This window comes from Spirosoma jeollabukense, assembly GCF_054777855.1.
Map to the genome: position 1 here is coordinate 148671 of NZ_BAAHAD010000013.1, position 17341 is coordinate 166011.

Annotated in this window: 25 protein-coding genes; 10 read left to right on the forward strand and 15 right to left on the reverse strand. The window is 49.8% G+C overall.

Annotated elements, in window-relative coordinates; all coding sequences use genetic code 11:
* Genes ACYVEA_RS30125 through ACYVEA_RS30135 form a run of 3 tightly spaced genes read left to right on the forward strand, consistent with a single transcriptional unit; the run spans nt 1 to nt 1110 of the window.
* Nucleotides 1-366 carry a helix-turn-helix domain-containing protein gene (locus tag ACYVEA_RS30125; protein ID WP_461117085.1) on the forward strand — a complete coding sequence of 122 codons (366 nt, stop codon included), beginning with the start codon at nt 1-3 and terminating at the stop codon, nt 364-366.
* An 11-nt stretch (nt 367-377) separates the two neighbouring features.
* Entirely contained in the window at nt 378-878 is a 501-nt protein-coding gene (locus ACYVEA_RS30130; protein WP_461117086.1) for a hypothetical protein, read from the forward strand.
* A complete protein-coding gene (locus ACYVEA_RS30135) occupies nt 862-1110 on the forward strand; it encodes a hypothetical protein (RefSeq protein WP_461117087.1) in 249 nt (82 codons plus the stop codon). Before ACYVEA_RS30130 ends, ACYVEA_RS30135 begins: the two co-directional genes overlap by 17 nt.
* Before the next feature lie 83 nt (nt 1111-1193).
* Here ACYVEA_RS30135 and ACYVEA_RS30140 read toward each other — a convergent pair whose 3' ends face one another.
* The 8 genes from ACYVEA_RS30140 to ACYVEA_RS30175 form a co-directional block, all read right to left on the reverse strand.
* A complete protein-coding gene (locus tag ACYVEA_RS30140; protein WP_461117088.1) occupies nt 1194-1463 on the reverse strand; it encodes a hypothetical protein in 270 nt (89 codons plus the stop codon).
* A 178-nt stretch (nt 1464-1641) separates the two neighbouring features.
* Nucleotides 1642-1971 (reverse strand): hypothetical protein, encoded by a 330-nt coding sequence (locus ACYVEA_RS30145; protein WP_461117089.1) that lies wholly within the window; start codon nt 1969-1971, stop codon nt 1642-1644.
* Nucleotides 1910-2155, reverse strand: a complete 246-nt coding sequence (locus tag ACYVEA_RS30150; protein WP_461117090.1) for a transposase — start codon at nt 2153-2155, stop codon at nt 1910-1912. Before ACYVEA_RS30150 ends, ACYVEA_RS30145 begins: the two co-directional genes overlap by 62 nt.
* 237 nt (nt 2156-2392) lie before the next feature.
* On the reverse strand, nt 2393-2815 hold the full coding sequence (locus ACYVEA_RS30155) for a hypothetical protein (RefSeq protein WP_461117091.1): 423 nt from the start codon (nt 2813-2815) through the stop codon (nt 2393-2395).
* Between the two features lie 124 nt (nt 2816-2939).
* Nucleotides 2940-3407 carry a response regulator gene (locus ACYVEA_RS30160; protein WP_461117092.1) on the reverse strand — a complete coding sequence of 156 codons (468 nt, stop codon included), beginning with the start codon at nt 3405-3407 and terminating at the stop codon, nt 2940-2942.
* 499 nt (nt 3408-3906) lie between these two features.
* Nucleotides 3907-4257 carry a hypothetical protein gene (locus ACYVEA_RS30165; RefSeq protein ID WP_461117093.1) on the reverse strand — a complete coding sequence of 117 codons (351 nt, stop codon included), beginning with the start codon at nt 4255-4257 and terminating at the stop codon, nt 3907-3909.
* A gap of 813 nt (nt 4258-5070) precedes the next feature.
* Nucleotides 5071-5208 (reverse strand): hypothetical protein, encoded by a 138-nt coding sequence (locus ACYVEA_RS30170; RefSeq protein WP_461117094.1) that lies wholly within the window; start codon nt 5206-5208, stop codon nt 5071-5073.
* Nucleotides 5209-5654: 446 nt separating this feature from the next.
* Nucleotides 5655-6047, reverse strand: a complete 393-nt coding sequence (locus ACYVEA_RS30175) for a hypothetical protein (RefSeq protein WP_461117095.1) — start codon at nt 6045-6047, stop codon at nt 5655-5657.
* A gap of 409 nt (nt 6048-6456) precedes the next feature.
* Between ACYVEA_RS30175 and ACYVEA_RS30180 the strand changes: the two genes are divergently transcribed.
* A complete protein-coding gene (locus tag ACYVEA_RS30180; protein ID WP_461117096.1) occupies nt 6457-6792 on the forward strand; it encodes a winged helix-turn-helix transcriptional regulator in 336 nt (111 codons plus the stop codon).
* 325 nt (nt 6793-7117) lie between these two features.
* On the opposite strand, the gene ACYVEA_RS30185 is transcribed toward ACYVEA_RS30180, so the two are convergent.
* The gene (locus tag ACYVEA_RS30185) at nt 7118-7519 is read right to left on the reverse strand and encodes a response regulator (protein WP_461117097.1); all 402 of its coding nucleotides are present in this window, start codon (nt 7517-7519) and stop codon (nt 7118-7120) included.
* Nucleotides 7520-8025: 506 nt separating this feature from the next.
* On the opposite strand from ACYVEA_RS30185, the gene ACYVEA_RS30190 reads away from it, so the two are divergent.
* Nucleotides 8026-8535, forward strand: a complete 510-nt coding sequence (locus tag ACYVEA_RS30190) for an SgcJ/EcaC family oxidoreductase (RefSeq protein WP_461117098.1) — start codon at nt 8026-8028, stop codon at nt 8533-8535.
* A gap of 118 nt (nt 8536-8653) precedes the next feature.
* Here ACYVEA_RS30190 and ACYVEA_RS30195 read toward each other — a convergent pair whose 3' ends face one another.
* The 4 genes from ACYVEA_RS30195 to ACYVEA_RS30210 form a co-directional block, all read right to left on the reverse strand.
* Nucleotides 8654-9460, reverse strand: a complete 807-nt coding sequence (locus ACYVEA_RS30195) for a VOC family protein (RefSeq protein ID WP_461117099.1) — start codon at nt 9458-9460, stop codon at nt 8654-8656.
* Complete coding sequence (locus ACYVEA_RS30200) at nt 9457-10281, reverse strand: helix-turn-helix domain-containing protein (RefSeq protein WP_461117100.1); 825 nt, start codon at nt 10279-10281, stop codon at nt 9457-9459. The genes ACYVEA_RS30195 and ACYVEA_RS30200 overlap by 4 nt, the downstream gene beginning before the upstream one ends.
* Nucleotides 10278-11081: an alpha/beta fold hydrolase gene (locus ACYVEA_RS30205; RefSeq protein WP_461117101.1), complete on the reverse strand. Its 804-nt coding sequence runs from the start codon at nt 11079-11081 to the stop codon at nt 10278-10280. The genes ACYVEA_RS30200 and ACYVEA_RS30205 overlap by 4 nt, the downstream gene beginning before the upstream one ends.
* A gap of 298 nt (nt 11082-11379) precedes the next feature.
* The gene (locus ACYVEA_RS30210) at nt 11380-12138 is read right to left on the reverse strand and encodes an alpha/beta hydrolase (RefSeq protein ID WP_461117125.1); all 759 of its coding nucleotides are present in this window, start codon (nt 12136-12138) and stop codon (nt 11380-11382) included.
* Here ACYVEA_RS30210 and ACYVEA_RS30215 point away from each other — a divergent pair.
* Nucleotides 12085-12264 carry a hypothetical protein gene (locus tag ACYVEA_RS30215; protein WP_461117127.1) on the forward strand — a complete coding sequence of 60 codons (180 nt, stop codon included), beginning with the start codon at nt 12085-12087 and terminating at the stop codon, nt 12262-12264. The two genes, ACYVEA_RS30210 and ACYVEA_RS30215, sit on opposite strands and share 54 nt — an antisense overlap.
* Nucleotides 12265-12370: 106 nt before the next feature.
* On the opposite strand, the gene ACYVEA_RS30220 is transcribed toward ACYVEA_RS30215, so the two are convergent.
* On the reverse strand, nt 12371-13291 hold the full coding sequence (locus tag ACYVEA_RS30220) for an SDR family oxidoreductase (protein WP_461117102.1): 921 nt from the start codon (nt 13289-13291) through the stop codon (nt 12371-12373).
* A 112-nt stretch (nt 13292-13403) separates the two neighbouring features.
* Entirely contained in the window at nt 13404-14330 is a 927-nt protein-coding gene (locus tag ACYVEA_RS30225; RefSeq protein WP_461117103.1) for a helix-turn-helix domain-containing protein, read from the reverse strand.
* 346 nt (nt 14331-14676) lie between these two features.
* On the opposite strand from ACYVEA_RS30225, the gene ACYVEA_RS30230 reads away from it, so the two are divergent.
* From ACYVEA_RS30230 to ACYVEA_RS30245, 4 genes are all read left to right on the forward strand, one after another.
* The gene (locus tag ACYVEA_RS30230) at nt 14677-14865 is read left to right on the forward strand and encodes a hypothetical protein (RefSeq protein ID WP_461117104.1); all 189 of its coding nucleotides are present in this window, start codon (nt 14677-14679) and stop codon (nt 14863-14865) included.
* Nucleotides 14866-15059: 194 nt separating this feature from the next.
* Nucleotides 15060-15440 (forward strand): helix-turn-helix transcriptional regulator, encoded by a 381-nt coding sequence (locus tag ACYVEA_RS30235; protein ID WP_461117105.1) that lies wholly within the window; start codon nt 15060-15062, stop codon nt 15438-15440.
* Nucleotides 15441-15501: 61 nt separating this feature from the next.
* Nucleotides 15502-15930, forward strand: coding sequence for a lipocalin-like domain-containing protein (locus ACYVEA_RS30240; protein ID WP_461117106.1), 429 nt, complete (start codon nt 15502-15504; stop codon nt 15928-15930).
* 295 nt (nt 15931-16225) lie between these two features.
* Nucleotides 16226-17308, forward strand: a complete 1083-nt coding sequence (locus ACYVEA_RS30245; protein WP_461117107.1) for a DUF4932 domain-containing protein — start codon at nt 16226-16228, stop codon at nt 17306-17308.
* Nucleotides 17309-17341: the final 33 nt, after the last annotated feature.

Sequence of the window (17341 nt, forward strand, 5' to 3'; positions counted from 1 at the left end):
ATGGCAAAACTTATTTTTGACTCCACCAAGCTGGGGGTGATGATCAGGCAACAGCGAGCGGGACGAACCTATCGGGAGATAGCCCAGGAGTTGGGTACGGTAAGTGCGTCTACCATTTACCGACTAGAGAGTAATCACTTTCCCGATATGCACGTCTTTACCCGGATCTGCGAGTGGCTAAACGTATCACCCAATACGTTCTTCATCGAATCAGGTAGTGAGCCTGGAACTACCACCTATTCGCAGGCTAAAATAGTGGATTTGGTCCGTTCAGATGCCGCCCTAACGCCTTCGGCCGCCAACGTTTTGTCTGCATTAGTAACGGCAGCTTATCAAACCTGTCAGTCAACTAAAATTGATACTTAATTAGCTGCATCATGCGTCACCCCGTCGAAAAATATAATCAGAACCAAGCCGAAGCCTTGGCTAGCTTACCCGAAGAGAAGCGCGAGTGGATGGCTCGTATGTTTCGCATTGGCAATGCCACCTACTGTTATTATAACAGGGCTAAGGAACTAGCCGTCTTTGGGCAGGCCAATGGTCAACTGGATTCAGAACCAATCGCTCCCAGCGAAGACCTAGTAGACTGGCTGGAACGGCAACTCGCAGGGCAATCCGAAAGCCGCTCAGCTCGTGAATTACTCCAGATCTACTTTGAGGAATACTTGGAAGGGTTACAGCACGAAGGCCTTCGTCGGACTATGATACGGGAAGGATTAGATAAAGCTAAAAACAGTTTTCCCTTTCGACGGTACGTCTTGGAACGGCATGACATTGGCATGGATGAGTTTTTACGAATGAACCTGAGTGCTGAAGACTATGCCTACCACGTTGAATGTGGCAAACCATTAACCGACAATGATGAATCAGCTCAATAAGCCCTTAAAGACGGTCTATATTATCGCTGCTGGTGTACCGGGTGACAAGTCTGCGGAACCGATGGCTGTTTACTACCGGGGGATTGTTCAGCCATACGAAATGACCTTTAATCCGAATGGGGCGAAGCGATTTGCCACCAAGGCGCTGGCCGAATCATTTCGTAAGACATTAAACGGGCCCGGCCGGTTTACGGTTGTCGAACATGTACTGTACCGTCAGATTGTAAAGTAGGCTATCAAATTGCTTAGTTATCAAACGGAAAAAATTGCATGTCTTTTGGCTACCTATATAGCACATAGTAGAATGCCTTAATTTTAAGCAAACGACTCTTCTTTCAGGTGAGTTAATGCTTCTTGAATTGTTGAATGATATAGTAGATCCCATTCAAACAAAGTTCGGCCTTGGTCTTCAACCTCATAAATAAGACCATCCCTAGTAATCCCATTAACCAAAAAGCCTTCGTCGGTTGTCCAGTTATCCAATAAATATGCTTCACTCATAGAAGTACCGAACTGATCTAAAACATGAGAAGTGTAGGCTTCCTGAATGAGCTCGACAAGCAGGCTTTTGTTCGACGTATCCATAGGAGGACAATTGAATAGGTTTGCGTTCAAAAGTTAAAATAAGTAATTCTAACGGTAAATGAAAATTTATACGCTCAAAATTAACCTGTCTTTACAATGGTATCTAAAAAAATGAAAGATTTCATCCTAATCGCTTGTATGCCAAACATTTAAGTGCTTTCTGTGGCGGATTTACAGATTACTGGACATATAGCCATTCTGACCAATAATGGTCCCAGATAATTAACTCAAGGTGTTCCATAAACATCGCTAATGATTGAACAACTCGTCGAAGCCGGGTTATGCCCTGCCTAAAATAAGAGATGGCCAACTTTTGGTTGCCATCTCGATATATTTTAACCTTCTCCGAGGCTTCTTCAAAAACAGTTTGTAACGATAGCACGTAAGCCATGACGACGATGGCTACCAGCAGCATGATTTTACCATTGTCCTTCAAATTCAGATCTTCAATCGGGGCCGCCCGTGCGGTTGAAACCTTGGCTTTTAAACTGCTTAAAGCAGGTTTCAATGCGCCAGCGTAGCCGGTAAGCCTGAGCGATTTTGTGTTTGTTGGTCAGACTAGAAACAAAGTGGAGAAGGGGCTCCTTGGGGTCATTTTTAGGGTTTTTGAGAATAACCGTTGACAAGCAACACTCATTCAGGATAAAGGACTTAATAACCCCATGCTTCCGATGAAGAGCCTGCCGGCACAATTTAGAGAAAGCAGCGCCTGGAGCTTGACCAATAGGAATCTTGTAACAAGCTTCGGGTAACCGAATAACAAACGGGGCCGCCCGCGCGGTGGATGTCGGATTCGACTAAATGACGCAGCCATTTTTCGCCAATATATCGCACGGGCGACCCCGTCCCGATCGGCTAGCAAAATTTTACCGGCCAACCTGTAACTCTGTAAGGCTTGGGTGATTAATTGCTTTCGTTCGACCTCACTGCTATGGCCCTTTTTGTCTAATTGGAGCCGCAGTGGCGGACCACCAGTATATCGGAATGGCCGTGTTACCAAAGAGAATGCATAATGTAAGCAGATGCACACTTTTTTGACCGATCTGCCAGGTGGTGGCATCCATGATCAAATATGTGAAGTGGCCTTCGAAGAAGCGGAAGATGAATTGCAGGATACCGGTAACGAGCTGATTGGGTTTCTCAAAGCGAAAGAATCGAATAAGCCGTTTATAATGAGAAGCGGGTTTAGTTACCTGATTAGCTAGCAACTGGGGTAAATAATCTTTGAGAACATTCAAGTTGGTTGAGCGAGCCAAAACGATGGCTGAACAGACCAGCATTAATGTCTGCAGTACATGGTCGGGTATACCGACAAAATACTTCCTACATTTGGTTAAGAGTGGGTGAGTCATGAGGTAAGTGCGATAAGTTTTAGCCGACTTAAACTTATCAAAGACTGCCCACTTTTCTACTTAAAAACCTCATGTCCAGTAATCTGGCGGATTTACCCTAAATGTGTTAGATACCCCTACAAAGTCATATTGCCTTTTGCGGCAGGGTGACCAGTTGCCACCAGTAAGCCCGAAACGTATAGAAAGTTGCCTTCCATTGGTGGACGGTAATCGGTTTATGGATAAAGGAGGCTGCCCCTAACTGATAGCAGGTTTCCAGATCAACCTGATCTTCTGACTGGCTTAACACGCAGACGGGTATGGGTTGGTAGGCGGGATTCGACTTGATGGCTTTCAGTAACGCCCACCCATCTTCCCGGCGGGGCAAGTAGAGGTCCAGCAAAATGAGTGTGGGCAGTTGATGCGTTTCAGAGGAGCAAGCTTCCAGATAGCCTAACGCCTGACGGGGGTCAGCCACCCACAGGGGAGTTATTTCGGGAAAACATTCCTTTAAAACAGACCGAATCAGTAGCCAGTGATCGGCATTATCCTCCACCACCAGAATGGGTAGTTTATTTACTTTTTTTCGTTGAGTGGTTGTTTCTAGGGGCATTAAAGCGACGCTGAGAGTATATATGAAAATAGTATCACATACGCCATTAGGTCTTGATTAGTTTGATTTTAAGGGAGAATTATTGAATTAGGGGTAGTTTTGCCGTTTCGTACAAAATCCGTCACTTGAGCGATTTTATCAACTCAACGGCGTCTAAAAGTCAAGGTTCAAAAAGTCACACCTTTCTGAACCACAATCAATTAGCGATTTTTAGGATCGAATCAATGCGAAAAATAGGGCCACAAAGTAGGTCCACTAACTATTCTGGCTTTTACTTTATGAACCCGGCTTTCTGGATCGATTTAGTTGATAGTCAATTTGTTATAAACTTGGTGCCCCCCAAGTGACGGATTTTGTACGAAACGGCAAAGCGACCCAATTAGGATCAATATAAGCTTAGGTTTTCTATTGTGTAGATAAAATCAAAAAAGCCCATCAACAATTTAGATGGGCTTTTGGATGTATAGCAACTTGAGTTATCGACGCCCCTTATGTTGATTTAGCCAAAAGCCACGGGTAACGCATTGATCCCGTACTTACACCGCATCGTGGCCAATGAATCCAGAGAAATCACCTTTGTCGGGCAATTACCCAACAGACTGGGTAGTATTACGTCTAAAAAGTGCATGAGTTGAGGCTGGCCATTCATCTTTACCAGCTTCACCGAGTTAAACCAACCCGCATCCACCAGTTGAGCGGCTTTGTGATTCCGGTGACGCGGATAACTAACAAAGGCCTGTTGGCGATCCGGCGTTAAGAAATGAACACAGATTGTTTGCGGGGTATCGGCAAAAGTAGGGTATGTGTATTGGTACATACCGGGAAGAAGATAGGTAGCTGATAGTTGCATAGAGGTTGTTACAGTGATCTATGTCAAATATACCTATGTTCATGTAAGTAATATTACTTATTTATTATTTGGTATTATACTGAGAAAAGAAACTATTTATAGCGTATTTATTTGCCTTACAGTTACATTTTGTTTCAGGATTGCAGTTCGTTCCTTTGGCGCGGGATAGTCAACAAGTCAAGAGAAACGTAGCGATAGAAGTTGGTAGAAGTTTACTGGCAGGTAAGGGCTAGATTAAATTTAGATTAAAAAGGGCCGTAACTAGAGGAATGGTTTTATAAAGTAAACGAGACCGTGTTTATGGAAACAATCCTATTTTTTAACTTACTGTCCGCTTGGGCCTAGCTAAAGACCAAATCGGTAATTACCAGCCTATGGCAGCGAGTATGAAGGATGGAACAGATGGGCATGCTAATCAGTATACCTTTATGAAAAATAAACGCTGTCGTCATAACGGCTTTATTTTGGTGTGGATAGAAACGGAAAGCCCGGCTACGTTGTAGGTGGGTTTTTTTATTTCCAGAAAACGGTATGGCCTAAAACTACCGACTTATCCACGCAGTAGGACCAAGTGCTGGAGGTAATTCAGTCAGCGTAAGTTTTCAACGACAGAGATCTAGCTGGTAGCGCTTCAACCGTCAGATGGCAATGATGAGATGGGAAGTTGTTTGGGCGATTCAACCGGGCCTATCTATAAGACCTTCTAGCCTCCTAGTGCCACGAAGCCAGCGTTGAAATAGGTTAGTTGAACGTGGGGATAAGGCCCGGTTTGTCAAGAAGGTAAGCCAGGCCTTTCTGATGTATTCCTGCTTATTACTGATCATCCTCCCTTTTCTCCGTCTTGGTGGTCGTTACTGGGCCACCCGGCTGTTCCTTCCCGTTCTCCTCGGAATCAGTCTTGACGGTCGTTGTTTTGGTGGTCGTTGTCTTAGTTTCTTCTGAATCTGGCATGTTGCTTTTGTTTAAGGTTCCTACTGACAACTAGTTAGTCGAAAACATGTTATCAACATCAGCAAAAGATAAAGACAGCTTTAGCTAACGCACCAGCGCCCATATCCAGCTTAGAGCGAGCGCCACAAAGACCGTTATGGCGAAGGCTACCCATACCCAGGGTTTGTCAAGGAGTGAGAAAGTTTTTATTTCCATACTTTACTAGACTAGTTATTACCTATCAGGTCACATTGTAAACAAATTATAGTGTAAACTACCTATTGGCAACAAAACAGAAGCCGCCTGTAAATAGCTGGGTAGGTTCACCTAAAAGGCTACACGATCCGTGAGATAAAAGGAAGTCCGGCTATTTCTGGCTTTTGTTGGTAAGCCTGGTGTAGGTAGGGTAATGTCTATCTCTTGCCTGTACCGTTTCAGAGTGCCTACTGACTTGGTTGACTCCTACCTTACAGCTTAGTTAAGTCATATAACTTGCCGACCTTTTGTCGAATCAACTGTCGTACGTTTGCGGAGTGGTCCGAATCACTACTAAAGCCGCCATGCTCCCGGCCTTTCAGGGGGCAGATAAGCACAGTGCCATAGGCAGTGGAAAACTCCGTCAAGGGAGTCTGGCAAACTGGGCAGTAGGCTTTTAGCTTGACAACCTCCCACTGGTGCTCACTTAGGTTCCACCGCCATCGCCATATCCAGTAGGAGAATGTATCACTGCTGTACAAAAAAAGAGCCGGTTTTTTTCTGGCTTTGAGGGCGTAGACAATGACCCAGGCTGAAATGCGCCACACACTCCGTACAGCGCCCGTAAGACGTTTGAGAACGGCTTGAACCCGGCTTGGCTCCATTGATTGACAGTTATTGACGCGCCAGAGAGCTATATTGTCGAATCACACTATAAATATATAAACAGGTAAAGAAATAGAGGAAAAACAAATAAATGCATGGCTGGTCTTCGCGTGCATATTTATTAAATGGGGGTCTTGAGTTAACTTATTTGATCATCATTCTTGATACGCTCTATTTCAGAGAGTCGCACCTCCACCTGTTGTTCAAGGGCCTTTATCTTTTTTGCTAGCCTTTCTTTCCTGGCCCGTAGCACGTCATTTCTATACAGTACATCTTTCAGTCGTGAATCGGCTTCTACATAGCCCAAAGGTATGGGGGGATAGTCTCCGGAAGAAACGGCAACGGTCAAAAACGAAGGGTCGCGTTTCAAGCTGACCCTTGCCGACGGGAAATCCACTACCTTTGCTTATGCACAAAGTAGTTAGTAGTCAACAGCCCGATGAGCGGGCTAGGCTGGTTTTTAAGAAAACGCTGACTATTGTTACCGGCAAATGGCGACTCCAGATCATCTACCTCCTGGCCGAGAGAACACGTCGGTATGGGGACTTACGCCGTGCGATGCCCCAAACCAGTGAGAAAGTACTCATGACGGAACTGAACGAATTAGTCGCCCTGGGCTTCGTACAAAAAGAGGCCTTCCCCGAAAGGCCTCCCCGGGTTGAATACAGACTGACGCCAAAGGCGCAAACGATACTACCTGTTCTTGATCGGCTCGTCCTGGCGGTCGAGGCTTTTTTGATTTAATAAGGCTGATTATGCCCCTTTGGCAGTCCTGCGAGCGCCCTGTATCCATCAGGTAGCTGACCAACATTAGTCTACAAAATCGGAATTTTGTTTCCTTTTTCACCTAGCGTATCATAACGCCCGTGGCGGTTGCAAAAGTTGGTATGCCTTTGGAGTGTGTGGTTACACAGGCTCATTTGAGGCTTGACTGCTACTCCGTACCAATACGACAGCGCATTTTGTTGACGATCTGGTTACCTATGGCTGGCTAAAGCTAGTAGCTGACACAGACTACCCGTTGGTAATGGAAAATTCTGCATCCATCAAGATACAATGCCTAGAACGACTACCTGGAAGGCAAGGTGACAACATTTAACCAATACTCATTCAAGATTCGGAAGCAGTGTTCCCAGTTGTCAAGGCCTATGGGCTTGCTCAAAAAGGAGTGTGCACCTAGCTCATACGCTCTGTTCACGATAGCTTGATCTTGATGACTGCTTAAAATAATGACCGGCAACCGAGGATACCGACTTCGCAGTTGGGTTAACAACTGCCAGCCTTGAGTTGGATCAGGCAAAAAAAGATCCAGTAAAATTAAGCGCGGAAAGTCATTAGAGTCACTTTGGGTGCAATTCAAATGAGTGAGTGCCTCCTCAGGGCTTTTAGCAAAAACGGGGAGGACACGAGGTATTCCCACTTGTAAGGAGTAGGCAATCAGGAGTTGGTGATCCTTGTTATCTTCTACCACTAAAAGAGGCAGCGATTTGTTTGGACGGCTACGGGCGGCATACAATTAATTCAATGTAACTACATAGATTTAGTAGTATTCAGCTGAAACTCACAACTCCAAGCGGTGCGCTATTCAATGGCTCGGCTAAGGAAGTGTCATTCTTGCTAGCCTTGTGCATCATGTCGGCTGCGGATGAAGTTTGGTCACTACTAGCGACTAGATCCTAGGGCAATCTATGTAGGTTGTGTAGAAAATGTAGGTTTAAAAACCGTATGCTACGGATAGTAGTTGACAGTTATTAAAAATGGCTCATCAAAAAACGCCCCATTTAAGTAACAGACACAGGTAAGCTCAGGTGTCTCCCTTAGGAGCATTTTATGATACAGAGATTTATAGGAGCTGTCCAGTGGCCAGTCGAAATGCCTCAATAAAGGCTTCCCCTCGTTTACCGATGAATAAAGCAGGCGAGGTCAGGTGTATTTCTTTGGGTAGCTTACAAGTTGGTTAATGTAAAGCCCATAATCATGAAAGTAAACGCAGCTTTCCGACGAGCTTTGACCCTTACGCTCGTGCTTACTTCATCCGGCCTCCTGGCGCAAAATGCCCAAGACTCGTTATCGATTCATACCATTCTCCGACAGGAGGAGCAGGCCTGGAACAAAGGGGATGCCCCGGCTTACTCCCAATCCTTTTCTCCCGATGGCACCTTTACCAACATTGCGGGTATGTTCTTTAAAGGCCACAAAGCGTTTTTAGACCAACACGAGGTAATTTTTAAAAGCTTCTTCAAGTATACGATCTTAAAGCAGAAACTCGTGTCTTTGAAATTTGTCCGCTCCGATGTGGCCCTTTTAGAGACCTTATGCCAGGTCTCCGGCTTTGCCAAAGAAGGGCTTCCCCCCAGAATTCAATTAGATGCCAAGGGGCAACTCAACACCCGTTTACTCCAGGTGGTCACCAAAGAGGCCGGTGCATGGAAAATTGTCTCGTATCACAATGTCGATATAAAACCCGGAACCCCCATCCCCGAATAGGTAGTATCCGTTGTCAGCGTCTAATTAGGGGTGCAGCGACCAATCGGCCGGGATGGGATCGCACTCGTGTGCGTTTAAGAAGGTAGTGAAAAGCCTCTAGCCGGGAAGCCGGCATTCGCTACCAGGTAACGACTAAGGGAAGAAGAGGCATAAAACGTTGCTGTTGACCGTATTTGCCGTCGTCAAATTGTAACGTGATCCGATAGTCCTTTCCGGGTGAACAATGAATTAGGCTTTCAGCAAGCACCTTTTTCATCGCCGGCGATAAGGCGTCTGTGGACGGGGGTAGTGTTAAGGTTACCTTCGTCAGTTCCTGGAACCCCTTGGCATGAGTCAGAGGCTGTTGCTTTTCTGGCGGGTAGTCTTTAGGAGCTAAGCCAAAAAAAGGCATCTCAAAGAGCATGGGTTCAGCCGGATAGTCCTCATTGGAGGCTATGTTGGCATACTGGCCTGGGGGTAAATAATCGGAGTGGTAGCGCCAGCCATCCTCAAAAAGTAAGCGAATGGACTGGCCCGATGGCGGCTTGGTTCGGAAACAAAAGCCAAGGGGACAATACTGGGTGTGCTCATATTGCGATCGTTCCCAGAGGTGGGTTCGTTTAATCACCGGATTTTTAAGTTCATCCTCACTGATCACCCAGGCCAATTCTACATACGTATTCTGAAAAAAGAAGCGTCGACAAGCGGTTCCCTGTCCGGGATGGACATTGGCGGTGCCTTCCGTTAGTCCAAACGATTGTAAGGAAGTGGCGGCTTGCTGAGGCTGATGCGTAAAGATAAATAGATGGTCTAACTCCATGGTCAGGGCGATTCGTACTAGCCAGGGAAGACTTTCTGGCGTAAGGGATAGCCCCAGCAACCAGGAGAGCCGGTTCAGCCGGACGGTTAAGTCGGAAATTTCAGTCGTATGATTCGGCCAGTTCAAAGATTGACGATAATCTCGGGACGTTGGGCATATTCTCGCATCAGCAAGTTCGGCGTAACCTGGGCAAACTGCTTAAAATCTTTCGCCAGGTGGTCATAATCCGTGTAGCCGAATTCAACGGCTACGGTCAACCAATCCTGGTCAGGGTGCCTCTCTTTATAGGTTATCGTCTGAAAAAATCGACTAATCCGACTATAGAGTTTAGGACCGATGCCAATCCGTTCACTAAATTTTCGCTCAAATTGACGGGGACTCAGATTGGCTTGATCAGCCAGCCAATCCAATGAAAAAGGTACCGGGTGATGCAGTAATAGCTCCCCAATGCGATCAATGGGATGCGCTTCCCGCTTGACCTTTTTTAGTTTACTTACCATGTACTGCTCAATCCGTTCGATCATCTCAGTCTCGTCTTTCGCATTCGCCAGTTGATCATTGACCGTCTGTAGTTCCGAATTTAGGACGGACTCCCCATCACAAAACTGCCCGGTCAGCTCCGTACTGGGCAACCCGACTAAACGATAGAGAGCCCCCGGTTGAAAAATGACCTGTACCATCAGGAAGTCGGTCTGCACAACGCATTGGAAGTCAAGCCGGGAGACTTGTTGGCCAAACAGGGCATTTTGGGCGATCGGCACCGTTTTCCCCGTTACCGGATCATAGGAGGTGATGAAGCCCCGAACAAAAAATATCAGGGCTTGCTCGAGCCGGGTTGGATAGGGCGTTTTGGGGAAATCAGCGGGTTGGTAAACTAAATTCACCAATAAGTACTTCCTGATATACGGCTGCAGGGCCAGGCAAGGACGTACTTCACGAAAGATCATAGCGCCTCAAGGATGGCCACCAGTTTTTCGGGCATGGAGAAAAACGGGGAATGACTACTGGCTAAGGTATACATTTTCTGGATCGGTACGTTATTGGCTATACTCTGTTTGTCCAGGTCTTTGGCCTGAGTACAAAGAATATACACTTTGGGGATAGCTCCGTACTGAGCATCCGACACCTGTACCGGTGTCCCCAGACAACCCATTGGTTGCGGCCCTATGTGCGCTTTGGCAAAGGCTATATCGTCAGCCGAACAGTCCTGGTAAAATAACTGGGCGACTCGATCCGGATCGACCCTGGAAGTCTGCTTGTCATCCGCTAGCAGAAGGCACTGACTGAGGGAGGGTCCTAACGCAGGTTTACCCGCGGCTTTATTCAGTTCTTCGGCTTTGGCGGCCAGGGCAAATACAGACTCACCATTTTTAGGCATGAAGGCATCCAGAAAGACCAGTTTGGCCACTTTCTGTTTGCCTAATCGCTCAGCGGCCTGGGCAATAACAACGCCCGCCATGGAGTGCCCAACGAGAATAATGGGACCTGTTTGGGCCTTGGCGAGCTGAACGACTTTATTTGTATACTCCTCCAGAGTAACCGTAGCGGGGGACGTTTTGTCGTCACCGTGCCCGGGTAAATCCATCGCCACCACCCGATTACCCTTGGCTTCCAGCAGGGGTACTACCTTTTTCCAACACCAGGCCCCCTGCCAGCCTCCATGAACGAGCACGTAGGTTCTCGATTGAGCGCGGGAAACGGTTTGACATAGGCCAGCAAGAAGCAGCAAAAGAAGACTTATTTTCATGATTGTCGCGGTTTAATGTCCGTTACAAACCTATCCCTTCGCAAGCAGATACAACAAGTAAAAAATCGACATCTATTTCCGGCTAGAACAGCCTGTTATAGATTGTACTAGCCTTGACCCACCCGTTCATAAAACGCCCGAATTAATGAGCAGATACATGAATACGTCGTCGTCTCAGGCGAGAGCCCATTCATAAACGTTTCATCGTCTCAAGGAGGAGCCTTTGAGGAGACGATGGTTTTAATCGTTGTCCAACTTGATCAGTTGCCTACGAAAGGGGAACGCCTCGTTGAGCTAGTCAGTCTCGGTGAAAATGCCGGTCCATCGCGCCCCAGAAATCCACCTCCGCTCGTTCCGTCAGTTGGGTACCCTTGCTGAAGCTCATGAAGCCGTGGTAAGCACCGGCGTACAAATGCAACTCGGTCGACACCCCGTGCCGGAGCAGGTTATGGACAAAGCGTAGGTTCTCATCCAGAAACAGGTCCAGTTCGCCCACGAAAAGATAACTGGGCGGCAGGCCAGCGAGGTTTTCGACCCGTCCGGGTGCGGCATAAGCGGGCGTATCCGGGCCACCGGGTTCGCGGCCCAAAACGGCACACCAGGCAAACCGGTTGTTGGCCGCCGTCCACAGGAATTCGCCCACGTTTGGCAGGGGGTTTGGCGCGGCAGGGGTGCCGGTGCGGTCGTCTAGCATGGGGTTTTGAAGAAACTGGGCTGAGATAGCAGGGCCATGATGATCACGGGCGTAGAGGGCCAGGGCCGCAGCAAGGCAGCCTCCGCCACTCTCGCCCGCAATCGCAATACGTACACGCGGCAGTTGCAGCGCATCGGCCGAGTCGTGCAACCACTGCAAGGCCTGGTAGCCATCGTCGAGTCCGGCGGGGTACGGGTTTTCGGGGGCCAGCCGGTAATCGACCACCACCACGACGCACCCTAGCCGGTGGGCAAAGTACCGACTTTGGGCATCGTACTGATCCGCCGTGCCTCTGATCATGCCCCCCCCGTGGAAGAAGAGCAGCCCGCCGGTACGCGGTGCCGTCGGCAAATAAACCAACACGCGCAGGGCCGAGCCATCGGATCGGGACAACCGGTGCTCCTCAACGGTTATCCCCGGAGCAGACGGGGCAGACACCTTGAATTGGCTCAGCGCGATACGGTTCACCGGCAGCGATTCCCGCGTTAGAGTGGGCGTGTTTATCCCTTCCAGCGCCTTTGCCAGCTCAGGGTCAACCAAGTGTTTCGTGTTCATCGCCAATTGAGTTAGATTAATAGTTACCCCCCGAAGCGTGCTAGCCGCGTAGCTGTCCGTGTTCCTTTTCTTCAAAATAATGGCCCAGCTCGAGGTCGGCCAAGAGCGACGGCTGGCCGGGAGTCCAGCCCAACTGCTGCTGCGTGCGTGCGCTGGATGCCGGGCAATCGACCGACAGAAAAGCACCGATCCAGCCAAAATGGTCAGCCGCTTCGTCGGCTGTTTTGCTCACGATGGGCAGGTTCAGGTGCTGACCGATGATGGTTGCGATGTCGCGGACGGCTATGCCCTCATCGGCCACGCCGTGGAATTTGGCCCCTGGCGTGCCCTTTTCTAAAGCCAGTCGGAACAACCGAACGGCGTCGAGCCGGTGTACCGCAGGCCAGCGGTTGATGCCCTCGCCAATGTAGGCTGACACGCCTTTAGCCCGCGCCAGGCTGATCAGGGTCGGTACGAAGCCGTAATCACCCTGGCCGTGTACCGATGGAGCCAGGCGAACCACCGACGTGCGAACGCCTTGGGTGGCCAATACCCCCATGACTTCTTCCGACGGAATGCGGGGTGCCGAAGCCGCGTTGGGGTCGAGCGGGTCGGTCTCGGTGGCGATGCGTCCCGGTGTGAGGACGGTAACCCCGGAGGTGATGACCAAGGGCCGGTCAGAGCCGATGAGCGCACTACCCAGGGCCTCCACCGCCTGCCGGTCGGTCTCCCCGGCGGTGGCGTAGGCAGAAAAGTCGTGGTTGTAGGCCGTGTGGATGACCCCGTCCGAAGCGGCTGCGCCCCGCCGGAGACTGTCTAGATCGGTCAGCGAACCCCGGTGGACCTCAACCCCGATGGCCGTTAATTGTTGGGCCGTCTCTTCCGAGCGGGCCAGGCCGAGGACCTGATGGCCCGCGCCGATTAATTCCTGAATAAGGGAAGAGCCGACATAGCCCGTTGCGCCGGTGACGAATACTTTCATGTGGTTGTTGGCTAGCCGGATGTGATGGCTACCTCGGCCACAAAGGTCGGTAGACGGGTGAGGGCTGGTTTGCGCCGGTCAAACCATTTACTGTATCATTCAAACAATCAAACTAAACCCGAAGCGCACCCGGTACTACGCCCGTCTGCCGCTTGAAGAAATTGCAGAAATGGGCCACGTCGGCGAAGCCCAAGCTGTCGGAGATTTCCGAGACGGTCCAGTTGGTTTGTTTGAGCAGTATTTTAGCTTCCTGCGCCACCCGGCTGCTGATCAGTTCGGTGGTGGTGCGGCCGGTTGTTTCTTTCAGCACCCGGTTAAGGTGGTTGACGTGCAGCGCCAACTGATCAGCGTAGTCTTTGGCCGTGCGCAGACGTAGTTGCTGCTGGGGGGTGGCTAAGGGAAACTGGCGTTCGAGCAATTCGGTAAATAGGGCCGTTACCCGCGCCGAAGCCGTGTGCGGAGCAGCCAGTAGGGGAGCGGGCTGTAGTTTCTGCCCGACGTGAATCAGTTCGAGCAGGTAAGCCCGCAACAGATCGTATTTGTAGGCGTAGGTCGACGTGATTTCCCCTTTCATTTTCAGGAAGAGAGCCTCAATGACCACGTATTCGTCATGGGTGACCATCAACACCGGCTGATTGCCCGGCCGAAAAATGGGTAGGTCATCCAGCCCCGCCCGCCCTTTGGCCGGCAGCAGAAACTCGTCCGTGAAGATGCAGAAGTGGCCGGTCTGATCCAAGTCGTGGGGAAGCCACCGGTAGGGTACCTGAGCCGTGGCAAACCACAGGGCGTGCTGCCCGATGTCCACCACCTTATCGGCGTACTCGACCCGGCTACGCCCGCGAACCAAGCTGATTTTATAGAATGCCCGCCGGTCGAAGGTCGTCGGCGGCTTGGTGTGGTAGCCGAGCATAAGGTCGGCCACGTCGAAGACGTTGAAATGGCCTAGTTCGTGTTTGATGCCCGGCGGCAGCAACGTGCCGGATGCGCCATCGGCGGGTGTTAAGCGATCGTAGAGTTCCTGGAGGGGGCGTGGCTTCATAATAAACCGTTGTAAAAATCAAAGGTACGGTATTTTTGGTAGTGAGTTACCTGCGGTTATCGGCGAAGAAGAACTGATTGATCAATAAGTTGAGGGTTGTGTCAGGGAGCGCAACCGGCTTCGAGAAGCAAACGGTTCGGCGAGTCACCGGCGGACCGGCCACTGAGACTACCGCCCCGCATCTGGAGTCCTTTATCCACCTGATTGCCTCAGTTTTTGCCTGCTCCCACGAACGTAGCCAATGGCGAAAGGGTTGGTTCGTACGACGGCCAAAGACGTATTCCCCAATACCGGGAGGCTTGTCCTTAGCGTTTAGGGGAACTCTAGAACTCTATTAGTCATGCCGATGGCCGTCAGCCGTCAACTTCAGCGACTGGGCATTAGACTAATCATTCCGGTCAAGCCCTCGATGGGGGGTAACGGCGCTGGTCGAAATGAAGTCCTGGAACGGACCGTCGTTTACGTTACTCATCGCCTAAAACGTATTTATGTCCATAAAGGCAACTCAACCAGTACGCATTCCTATACTCATTGATGCCTTAATAAATGCCCATTTCTCGAAGCAAATGTACGTGTCGTCTCAAGGCAGGTGCAATATTTATGAACAGATCATTGAACGGCTATACAGGCCATTTTATGCTAACACGAGCCCATACTTAGGCAAGGTATTATCTCAGCCGTTACCTTTGGCCTAGCCAGCCAAGTGGCTGAAGAGAAGAACCGGTTCGCATGACCCAACAACAACCAACTAAGCGGACTCTCCAACTGGCCGAGCAGTACGTTCAGGCCATGACCCACCATCTGGCGGATCTGACGACGGGTCAAACCGACACCGTCCTGAAGCTGGCTGACATCGCCCACCAACTAGCCGTCCACCCCCGGTATCTGAGCCGGGTGGTTCTTCAGGTGTCCGGTCAATCCCCCTGCTTTCACTTCGAATTGGGCTTAGCTCAGGTCGCCCAAACGCTGCTCTGCCGGCATGATCTTTCCATTACCGATGTGGCCCACCGGCTGGGCTACGACCCCTCTAATTTCACTAAGTTCTTCAAGAAGTATGCCGGGCAAACCCCTTCGGTCTTTAAGAAGTCTATGTTAGGGGCCAATCGGTGAACCAATCACCATTCTCGACGTGGGTGATTTACGGACCTTTGAGCAACCATTTAACAACGATATGTCACGCAATAATATCCTAGGAACCTGGACACTCGAATCGGCTATTCTTCATAGTAAGCAACATAAAATATCAATCTTGGGGGCTAGCCCCCATGGCCTGCTGGTGTTCACGGAAAATTTGTATTTTAGTGTAATAGTAAGTAATCCTGAAATTCCGGCCTTCGCTTCGGGGGATAGGCTGAGTGGCAGCGATGAGGAGAACCGAGCCGTCGTCCAGAACAGCTTAGCGCTTTTCGGAACCTATGAAGTCGATGGAGAAGGTGATTTCCTGGGTCAGCACATCCTTAGCGCCAGCTTTCCGAACTGGACCGGCTTAGATCGGGGGAGGGACCAGCTTGGTCTGCGCAGACGAGAAGACACACTGCTTGAAACAATGCCGGTAGGGGATGGGGCCATCGTCGAACTAGTTTGGCGTCGTGTTGAGTAGCGAAGGCGCTGTTGACTTAATGAAGCGGACTGCTGACGGACTCCCTGTCAGCGCTTGGCGGACAGGTTTTATGTTGCCCTACTCTAGCTGGTCAACAGCCCCCAGCGTTGGGTCAATTGGCCGATTCAAGCGGTGCCTCTTCAGAAGTGTATTTCTTGAATCAGCCATAGCTCAATGTTAAGAGAATGCTTTTGATGGAAATTGGTATGCACTTATTTTATAGATTAATCAACCGTTCTTATCTAACTATCCTTTAGCCTGCTTTGATCAAGTGAACTACTACCTGCTAGGTTTCTTGACTTGGCTGCTGTTCTGTCCCGGAACAGCCACCGCTCAAACAAGCCCCCGACAGCTTACCATTCAGGTCAATCCCACGGTCGAAACGATTGCTACGTTAATGAACCAGTTGTCGGCCGAATTGCTGCCCGACTCGGCCAAGGACCCGGCAGGCTACCGACGCTCACGGGCCATGCGGATTAATTATCAAGCGTTCCAGTCCTACGCGGACCATCCCGCTATTAGGGCCACCAAAGCGTTAGCCGACAAAGTAGGTACGGGGGTGTATCTGTTAGGCTTGTACGCCCGCCCATTACCCGCTACCGGATGGCAAACCCCTGTCTCCCCTTTGTTACTGGCAGCCATCCACCCGAATGCCGATTCGGCCCAGGTAGTTCTTACGGGGTATATGACCCAGGTCGCTCAATTCTATCACGATGTTGACATGGCGGCCTTTCTAACCCAACAGGCCGATGTCTACCAAAAAGCCATCGATCAGGTGAGTCAAAACCAGCCCTCCGCTCGCTTTATTCCCACCCTGGAAGCCTACTATGGAAGTCGAAAGCAAGCCTATACCATTGTGGTCATGCCGTTCTTTATTACTCAATGGGGAATGGGCTGGCAAACGGGCGCTGGTCAAGAGGCTCGGCTTTTCAACATAAGTGCTCCCTATCGAGACCAGCATGTACTCGGTCAACGGGTCGTGGACCCGGGCTTCAACGACCGGGAAGCCGTTCGGACGCTTTGTGTGCACGAGTTTGGTCATTCCTTTGTCAATCCCTACACCATGCAACCCGAACTGGCCGAGCGGATCAACCAGTATAAAGACTTGTTTAAACCCGTCCCCAATCAGGCCCAGTATACCGACTGGCTGACGGTTTTCAATGAATTGACGGTGCGAGCGGGTGAAATACGGATTGCCTTAAAAATGGGGCTTCCGAAAGAGAGCCAGCGACTTCGAGACTTGTACAAGGATTGGCCTTACTTAGATCATTTTAGTGCCCAACTGGCTTATTATGAGAAGAATCGGGCTCGTTACCCAGCCTTTACGGATTTTCTGCCTGAACTGATTGGCTCGTTGGAAAAGCTACGCTTTCGTTGACAATCCATTTGTTTGGTAAAAGGCTTGAGGGGA

What these genes read in the sequence shown, in the direction of transcription:
- ACYVEA_RS30125 (WP_461117085.1), top strand. Translation starts at nt 1, where the DNA reads ATGGCAAAACTTATTTTTGACTCCACCAAGCTGGGGGTGATGATCAGG.
- ACYVEA_RS30175 (WP_461117095.1), bottom strand. Translation starts at nt 6,047, where the DNA reads ATGGAGCCAAGCCGGGTTCAAGCCGTTCTCAAACGTCTTACGGGCGCT.
- ACYVEA_RS30180 (WP_461117096.1), top strand. Translation starts at nt 6,457, where the DNA reads ATGCACAAAGTAGTTAGTAGTCAACAGCCCGATGAGCGGGCTAGGCTG.
- ACYVEA_RS30130 (WP_461117086.1), top strand. Translation starts at nt 378, where the DNA reads ATGCGTCACCCCGTCGAAAAATATAATCAGAACCAAGCCGAAGCCTTG.
- ACYVEA_RS30160 (WP_461117092.1), bottom strand. Translation starts at nt 3,407, where the DNA reads ATGCCCCTAGAAACAACCACTCAACGAAAAAAAGTAAATAAACTACCC.
- ACYVEA_RS30230 (WP_461117104.1), top strand. Translation starts at nt 14,677, where the DNA reads ATGGCCGTCAGCCGTCAACTTCAGCGACTGGGCATTAGACTAATCATT.
- ACYVEA_RS30220 (WP_461117102.1), bottom strand. Translation starts at nt 13,291, where the DNA reads ATGAAAGTATTCGTCACCGGCGCAACGGGCTATGTCGGCTCTTCCCTT.
- ACYVEA_RS30140 (WP_461117088.1), bottom strand. Translation starts at nt 1,463, where the DNA reads ATGGATACGTCGAACAAAAGCCTGCTTGTCGAGCTCATTCAGGAAGCC.
- ACYVEA_RS30155 (WP_461117091.1), bottom strand. Translation starts at nt 2,815, where the DNA reads ATGACTCACCCACTCTTAACCAAATGTAGGAAGTATTTTGTCGGTATA.
- ACYVEA_RS30165 (WP_461117093.1), bottom strand. Translation starts at nt 4,257, where the DNA reads ATGCAACTATCAGCTACCTATCTTCTTCCCGGTATGTACCAATACACA.
- ACYVEA_RS30170 (WP_461117094.1), bottom strand. Translation starts at nt 5,208, where the DNA reads ATGCCAGATTCAGAAGAAACTAAGACAACGACCACCAAAACAACGACC.
- ACYVEA_RS30205 (WP_461117101.1), bottom strand. Translation starts at nt 11,081, where the DNA reads ATGAAAATAAGTCTTCTTTTGCTGCTTCTTGCTGGCCTATGTCAAACC.
- ACYVEA_RS30225 (WP_461117103.1), bottom strand. Translation starts at nt 14,330, where the DNA reads ATGAAGCCACGCCCCCTCCAGGAACTCTACGATCGCTTAACACCCGCC.
- ACYVEA_RS30240 (WP_461117106.1), top strand. Translation starts at nt 15,502, where the DNA reads ATGTCACGCAATAATATCCTAGGAACCTGGACACTCGAATCGGCTATT.
- ACYVEA_RS30200 (WP_461117100.1), bottom strand. Translation starts at nt 10,281, where the DNA reads ATGATCTTTCGTGAAGTACGTCCTTGCCTGGCCCTGCAGCCGTATATC.
- ACYVEA_RS30190 (WP_461117098.1), top strand. Translation starts at nt 8,026, where the DNA reads ATGAAAGTAAACGCAGCTTTCCGACGAGCTTTGACCCTTACGCTCGTG.
- ACYVEA_RS30235 (WP_461117105.1), top strand. Translation starts at nt 15,060, where the DNA reads ATGACCCAACAACAACCAACTAAGCGGACTCTCCAACTGGCCGAGCAG.
- ACYVEA_RS30135 (WP_461117087.1), top strand. Translation starts at nt 862, where the DNA reads ATGAATCAGCTCAATAAGCCCTTAAAGACGGTCTATATTATCGCTGCT.